General features: G+C 56.6%; 6 protein-coding genes. 4 read left to right on the top strand and 2 right to left on the bottom strand.

Annotated elements, in window-relative coordinates; all coding sequences use genetic code 11:
* The 3 genes from CVT63_02215 to CVT63_02205 all read left to right on the top strand — a co-directional run.
* On the top strand, window positions 1-247 hold a 247-nt coding region (locus CVT63_02215; GenBank protein PKQ28567.1), incomplete at its 5' end, for a hypothetical protein.
* Window positions 248-604, top strand: a complete 357-nt coding sequence (locus CVT63_02210) for a YbaB/EbfC family nucleoid-associated protein (GenBank protein PKQ28566.1) — start codon at window positions 248-250, stop codon at window positions 602-604.
* A gap of 24 nt (window positions 605-628) precedes the next feature.
* Complete coding sequence (locus tag CVT63_02205; protein ID PKQ28565.1) at window positions 629-1228, top strand: recombination protein RecR; 600 nt, start codon at window positions 629-631, stop codon at window positions 1226-1228.
* Between the two features lie 23 nt (window positions 1229-1251).
* Here the strand turns inward: CVT63_02205 and CVT63_02200 are convergent, their stop codons facing one another.
* A complete protein-coding gene (locus tag CVT63_02200) occupies window positions 1252-3651 on the bottom strand; it encodes a hypothetical protein (GenBank protein PKQ28564.1) in 2400 nt (799 codons plus the stop codon).
* A gap of 218 nt (window positions 3652-3869) precedes the next feature.
* Here CVT63_02200 and CVT63_02195 point away from each other — a divergent pair, with 218 nt between their 5' ends.
* Window positions 3870-5045, top strand: coding sequence for a deoxyguanosinetriphosphate triphosphohydrolase (locus CVT63_02195; protein ID PKQ28563.1), 1176 nt, complete (start codon window positions 3870-3872; stop codon window positions 5043-5045).
* A gap of 83 nt (window positions 5046-5128) precedes the next feature.
* Here the strand turns inward: CVT63_02195 and CVT63_02190 are convergent, their stop codons facing one another.
* Entirely contained in the window at window positions 5129-6490 is a 1362-nt protein-coding gene (locus CVT63_02190) for a hypothetical protein (protein ID PKQ28562.1), read from the bottom strand.
* Between the last annotated feature and the right edge of the window lie 69 nt (window positions 6491-6559).

The following is a 6559-nucleotide window of genomic DNA, read 5'->3' as shown; positions in this document are numbered from 1 at the left end:
GACGTGGGAGCGATTCGTCGGCGAGCAGGTAAAGGTTCGGCTGGAGAGCGTGCCCGCGAGCGCGTCGGCTGTTGTGGATACGGGGGAGGCTTCGAGCCCGTCTTCCCCATCGAGAAGCGTGGCGGCGCCGGGAGAGAAACAGAAAGAAGCCCCGACGGAAAACAAAAACCTGGTTGAGATGGCACAGCTTGTCAAGGAACGTTTTGACGGAAAGATTATGAAGGAGAGCGGGGAGGAGAAGAAGTAGATGTCCAAAGGCAGTTACTATCCCAGGTCGAAAGCACAGAAGGCCGGCCCCGGGGACATGCTGAAGCAGTTCCAGCAAGTTCAGCAACAGATAGCCGAGGCACAGGAGACCCTGGGCAAGGAGACCGTCGAGTATGTGGCGGGCGGCGGCGTGGTCAAGGTTGTGGCGGACGGGAATCAGAATATTCAGAGCATCACGATCGACCCGCAGGTTCTGGATCCAAACGACGTTAGCATGCTCGAGGATCTTGTCCTGGTAGCGGTTAATGGCGCGGTTGAGAGCTCAAAAGAGCTTGCTTCCAGGCGCATGGAGGGGCTGACGGGCGGCCTGGAGGGGCTTGGGATACCGGGTCTGTAGAGAACGTCAAGAGAGCATCAAAGCATGGCATATTTCGCGGCGCCCCTCGAGAATCTCATAGAGAAGTTGTGTGTCCTGCCGGGCATTGGGCCTAAGTCGGCTCAGAGGATAGCGTTTTTTCTCCTGTCTATTCCAAGGACGGAAGCCGTGGAGATCGCAAGGGCGATCGTCGAGGCCAAGGACAAAATCAGGTTCTGTTCCACCTGCTTCAATATCGCGGAGGGAGAGCTTTGCTCAATATGCTCTGACGGGCGGCGGGACGAATCGATCATTTGCGCGGTCGAGGAGCCTCGCGATGTGATAGCGATCGAGAAAAGCGGGCGGTTCAAAGGAAAGTATCATGTGCTGGGTGGCGCGATATCACCCATCGATGGCGTGGGGCCTGAGGAGTTGCGGATCCGGGAGCTCATCGGACGGTTACGAGAGGGCAAGGTCACGGAGTTGATTACCGCGACCAATCCGAACGCGGAAGGCGAGGCGACAGCGCTCTATCTGGCGCAACTGGTGAGACCTCTCGGCGTGCGGGTCACGCGGATCGCACGCGGCCTTCCCGTAGGTGGCGACCTCGAATACGCGGATGAAGTCACGCTGGGCCGCGCCCTCGACGGTCGAAGCGAAATCTAGGGATTTACCCCGGGATCGTTCAGTTACCCGCTCAACGCTTTCCTCGCGGTTGACCGGATAAGCAAGCTGGGGTCCTTTAGCAGTTCACGAAGCTCCTTGTGTGCGTCATTTCCGCCCACCATGCCCAGAATGGCAGTAGCTACCGCTCTTAACTTCTCGGAATACGCTTCGTGCGACTTTCTGCTCTTAGCAATATCCATAAGTATCGGGACTGCCTGGTGAACGCGAAGGTCGCCGATGGATCTGCATGCGGCAATCATGACCAGTTCATCCTCCGGGAGTTCGCCTTTTTCTTTGTGGGTCACTATCTCTATGAGGCGCTTTACCGCAAGATAATCGTGAAACTTGCCGAGTTCCCTGACCGCGGCCGTCTTGAGGATTACGTCTGTTTCGACGCTCTCGGATAGCATCATATGCAATGCCTGCTTCCCTCCAAGCCTGCCCAGTGCCCGAATGACTTCGCCCCGTATTTCCACGTCCTCGCTTGCAAGCAAGGGAGTAAAAACAGATGCCGAGTCCTCATCCCCCAGCGTCGCCACAAGCTTTATCAAGTTGATCAGTTGAAATGGCTCGATCTCCACCAGTTGGAACCTGGCGGCGATGAGCGGTATCGGGTCACTTTTCATCCGCATAAGCGATTCAGCGACAGAATCAAGCATCTCCTCGTTGGTCGCGCCAAGGGCCGTTTCTATGAGCGCCGGGACGGCCTGATCCTCCATCCCGAGGAGCACCTTGGATATCGCCTCCTCAGCCAACTTGTCTCCCGACTGAAAAATTGCCCGCACGACCTTCCCGGCATCAGCGGTCATAAGTTTTTCTATCGCCTCTATGGAAACCGGCATCTTTGATCCCAGGTTGAGCGACTCGAGCACACCCGCGGCGACAGTGGCCTCTCCTCCAGCCGTGACTTTCTCCATTGTCTTTGTGAGATCCGCAAACGTCGAGACAACAGCTTTCTCCTCCTCCAGCGTCTCAGAGACGGTATTCATGAGATCCGCGGCGAACGCCTCCTTTCCCAGATCTTTCAGTGCCTTAAACAACCCCCAAAGCTGCCGGGCGGCCACGGAACGGGAATCGGACGACAGTTTCATGAACTTCTCCGCGATCTTTTCTATTACAAGCGACCCTGTATCGTCCTTTTCATTCTCGAACAGGTATGTCGCCGCAGCCGCCAGGGTTGGCCCGCTGGCACGGTCGCATAGCTCTACCTCACCACCCGCTATGAGCAACTTCGCCAGCTCAACGCCTGATTTAGAAGCCGCCTTCTCGGTCAAAGCTTCATCGACTCCGGTCTTGCGCAATCTATCCGCGAGCCGCTGCGCCATCTCACCTCCCGCGGAGGCCAACGCGTCGTTGAGAATCGACTCCAGTGCCATCATGCGCTTGCTGGGCCACTCATTGCCCGTTTCCTGTTCGCTAAGCCGCTTGTGCTCATCTACCGCGGATTCCACTACCGCGGATAATTTCACGTCGCTCAGAAGAGGAAGGACGACTTTCGGCATGAATGACGGTTTCGCGCCGGCGCGTCCGGCCGATGTGAGCAGTATCTCGGTCAACTGCGGGGTTTCCATCTCTTGTGTTATTTTGCTGACTTCCCTGCCCAGTTTGCTTCGCACAAGAGGGTCATCTACCTGCTCGATGAGCGCTGACACTCTCTCCAGTATCCCCCTGGTCTCGTCTATTCTGAATGGGAGTGTTTTAAGCTCGGTATCCCAACCTTTCGCGGATATCACTCCCTGCAACATAGATATCATCCTGTCAGGATCAGACATGATTTCCTTGGTAGTTGCCGGATCCAGGTCTGTCAGAGACACTTCTCCAGCAAGAAAGCGGGTGAAGACCTCGTCCTTTAGCAACTTCAGGGCAGTATCTTCCTCCCGTTCAACGGCGGCGCGCGCGTCCACGACCTTTTCTCGCTTTGATATGGCGACGTAGATTTGCTCGTCCACCTCGATATGTTTGATGCCCTCTTCCTCGAGTTCCTTGTACAGCGCCACCTGGTCCTCGGTTTCTACCATGGGAACTTTGGCGCCAAGCACGACCAGGAACTTTCTTAGCTCCTCCATTGTCAATCCGGACCAGAAAGTGACGCTGCTCAACTTTCGGGCTTTCAGGAGCTCGTGGAATTTCTGGAGGATGCCCTTTTTCTGGAGCGCTTCATCAAGCATCTCGCCGTTTACCAGGAATTTGTTCTCGATAAAGCTGAGGTCGAATGAACCGTCGGTAGGTATCATGTCAAGCACGACCTGATAAGCTGTTTCTACCATGCTCATGGCGGAGGGACTCTCCGGCGGATACATGTGCACCGACTTCGTCGCGGTAAAAAGGTGCTGGAGCACTTCGACGATAGATGCCGAGACTTCATCCTTGCTTTTTCTTGCTATCCCGTCATCGGTCACCTGAATCTCCCCGTCCGCGAACATCCAAATAATTATACGCCTGGGCTTAACTTTTGGGGTCAGGTCTTTTTTTAAAGTCGATGGATGTCGCTCGAGGCCTTCGTGGTAATCAAATGATACCAAAACGCAACACCGGGGGCCTGACCTCATGTGTTGCGTTTGGCGTGTCATACGGGCGTGCTAGAATCTCTTTTTAGACAGAAACCGTCCGCGCACGCGCACTGTAAAGGAGGTCCCGTCCAATGTCTGACTCGCTCGCCGCGCGTGAGGATGAGTTGCCCTCGAAAGTCGAGAGGCGCCGCGCGTTCGATGACCCGTCGTGTCCCAACAGAGAGCGCTTCCAGCTCGACCGCGATCGCATCCTCTACAGCGGTTCGTTTCGAAAGCTTCAACACAAGACACAGGTTTTCGTCACCCACGAAGGCGACCTCTACCGAACGCGGATGACCCACACTATCGAGGTAATGCAGATTGCTCGATCGATCGCGTCCATGCTCGGCCTGAACGAGATGCTGGCTGAGGCTATCGCCCTTGTGCACGACATCGGCCACCCGCCGTTCGGGCACGGCGGCGAGCACGCGCTGAACAAACTGCTGCGCGATTCAGGCGGCTTCGAACACAATATTCATGGCCTGCGCGTCGTTGACAGCCTCGAGCGCGCCTATCCTCAATTCCGCGGCCTCAACCTGTGCTGGGAAACCCGCGAGGGCCTGGCACGGCACCATACCGTGTTTGACAATCCCCCGCTTTTAGACGAGTTCGACATATACGAACAACCGTCCGCCGAATGCCAGGCGGTCAACGCCGCCGACGTAATCGCTTTCTGCACCCACGACCTCGACGACGCCCTTCGCATCAAGCTTGCACGCCCCGAGTGGCTCGAGCAAAAAGCGCGCGAAATCCCGCTGACAGCCGAGCTTGTCGCGGTAATGGAGCAATCGGTCTCCGGCCCTTCCTGGGACCTCGGCTCTTCAGAGACCGATATCGGCCGGATGCGGGCGATCAGCAACCTCATCAACCACCTGATCGTCGATGTTGTCAACGGGACGCGGCGCAACATCTCCTCATCGGGCGTGCAAAGCGCCCTTGACGTACGATGTTACAGCAAGCCTGTCGTATCTTTCTCGGACGACGCGCGAGAGCAGGTCGAACGAATAGCGCACTCTATGCTCAACGAGGTTTACACTAACCCTATCGTGAGCAGGATGACCTACAAAGGAGGGCGCATGCTGGCGGGAATCCATGAAACTTTTATCGAAAATCCTTCGCTGCTGCCACGCGCGCTCCGGGAAGACCTCGGATTCGAGCCGCTGGAGCGGGTTATCTGCGACTACCTGGCCGGCATGACCGACCGCTATGCGATGGATCTCTACGCGATGTTATTCCAGCCTTACGCGAGAACGACCGACTGGTTCTAATCCCGGTGTTCAGCGTCACCTATTCATAAGAGGAAAACTAATTGATGTTGAGCAGGGATGGCGAAGGGCACACAGGCAGTTAATCATTTCGAACTGATGCTAACTCTCTGGCCGTCCTTTAACTTCTCGACGCCTTTGACCACGACTTTGTCGCCGATTTCTACGCCGTTGGTTGCCTCGACGCTGTTCTCTGAAACGATGCCCGTCTTTATCTCAGATAGACGGGCTTTCCCGTCCTTGACCTTAAAGACGTACTTCCTGCCCTTTTTTTCGACGATAGACTCGATCGGGATCACAAGCGCGGATTGCTTGGTGGCGACGATGACGTTGGCGGTTCCTGTCATGCCGATTTTCAGGTTGATGTCCGCGGTGGCTAACCCGATTGTGACATCGAACGCGGTCGCGCCGGCTTCGTTTTTTGTGGCGGTATCGGCGACCTTGATCACGGCGCCGGTGAACTTCTTGCCGGGGTAAGCCTCGAGATTCACGGTTGACCCCTGATTTCCTGCGATCTTAGCGATGTCCGCCTCGTCGACCTTGGCGATCATGCACATGCTCTTGAGGTCAACAATGGTGTAGATCGGCGTGCCTGGCATGACGTAAGAGCCTGGAACGATGGCGCCTGAAGATGGCATCCCGATATTCCCGAGCCCTCCGGACATGCTGGAGAGGGACGAGAGGTTCAGACCTGATGGCATCATGTTGCTGAAGCTGCTCATGAGAGTGCTCATCAAGCTGTCGATTGACCCTCCGCCTCCCTGCGTTGAGACGATGACGCCGGACGCCGGCGCGACGATCGTAGCCGCTTGCAGGTTCTTCTTCGCGTTCTCTATAGCTTTATTGGACGACGCCTCCTGCGCGCCGGTGCTCATCGACCCCCCACCGCCAGTGGAAACTGGTGTCCTGCCAGATGCCCGCGCCTGATAAGATTGATAGGAAGCCTCAATTGCTTGCAGCGCTATGAGCCGCTGATCCTCCGGCAGAGCGGGAACGACCATTTTTTCTATGTTGTAAAGGCTTGCGATGCCGGCGTCGACACTCGACAGAGCCGAGTTGACGGCAGAGCCCATGCCGGCGACAGAGGACGAGAGGCCAGCAAACATCCCCGCAAGGGATCTGGTTGATTCCAGGCCCGCCTTAGCCGAGAGCAGTTGCTGCTCGAGGGTGGATGTGTCGAGCTGGAGCAGTGGCTGGCCCGCGACTACTTCCTGGCCATCCTGCACGAAGACTTGCGCCACCGGGCCGGAAACCTGTGGAATGACCTGTGTGGGACTCGCCGCTTGCAAGCTCCCCGCTACTGTAACCGATTCTTCGATGGAGCGTGGGCCGACGCGGGTTACTTCAACCTTGACAGTACCGCCCCCGCAGCCCGCGGAGACCACCGCAAGAAACATGATGATCAGAGCAGCCTTTGCCCCCACGACGACTTTTTTGTTCGATTTCACCTTGCCTCACTTCTCTTTTTCACCTCGCGCCCCGTTTGAGTAAATATATTTCTTTCAGAGGCGCGCCGT

The organism is Candidatus Anoxymicrobium japonicum (genome assembly GCA_002843005.1).
In the GTDB taxonomy this organism is placed as follows: domain Bacteria; phylum Actinomycetota; class Geothermincolia; order Fen-727; family Anoxymicrobiaceae; genus Anoxymicrobium; species Anoxymicrobium japonicum.
The sequence above is the reverse complement of the archived record's forward strand: the minus strand, read 5'-3'. Positions and strand labels throughout refer to the sequence as shown.

Coding starts and splice junctions, on each gene's coding strand:
- CVT63_02210 (PKQ28566.1), top strand. CDS start 248: ATGTCCAAAGGCAGTTACTATCCCAGGTCGAAAGCACAGAAGGCCGGC.
- CVT63_02205 (PKQ28565.1), top strand. CDS start 629: ATGGCATATTTCGCGGCGCCCCTCGAGAATCTCATAGAGAAGTTGTGT.
- CVT63_02200 (PKQ28564.1), bottom strand. CDS start 3,651: ATGTTCGCGGACGGGGAGATTCAGGTGACCGATGACGGGATAGCAAGA.
- CVT63_02195 (PKQ28563.1), top strand. CDS start 3,870: ATGTCTGACTCGCTCGCCGCGCGTGAGGATGAGTTGCCCTCGAAAGTC.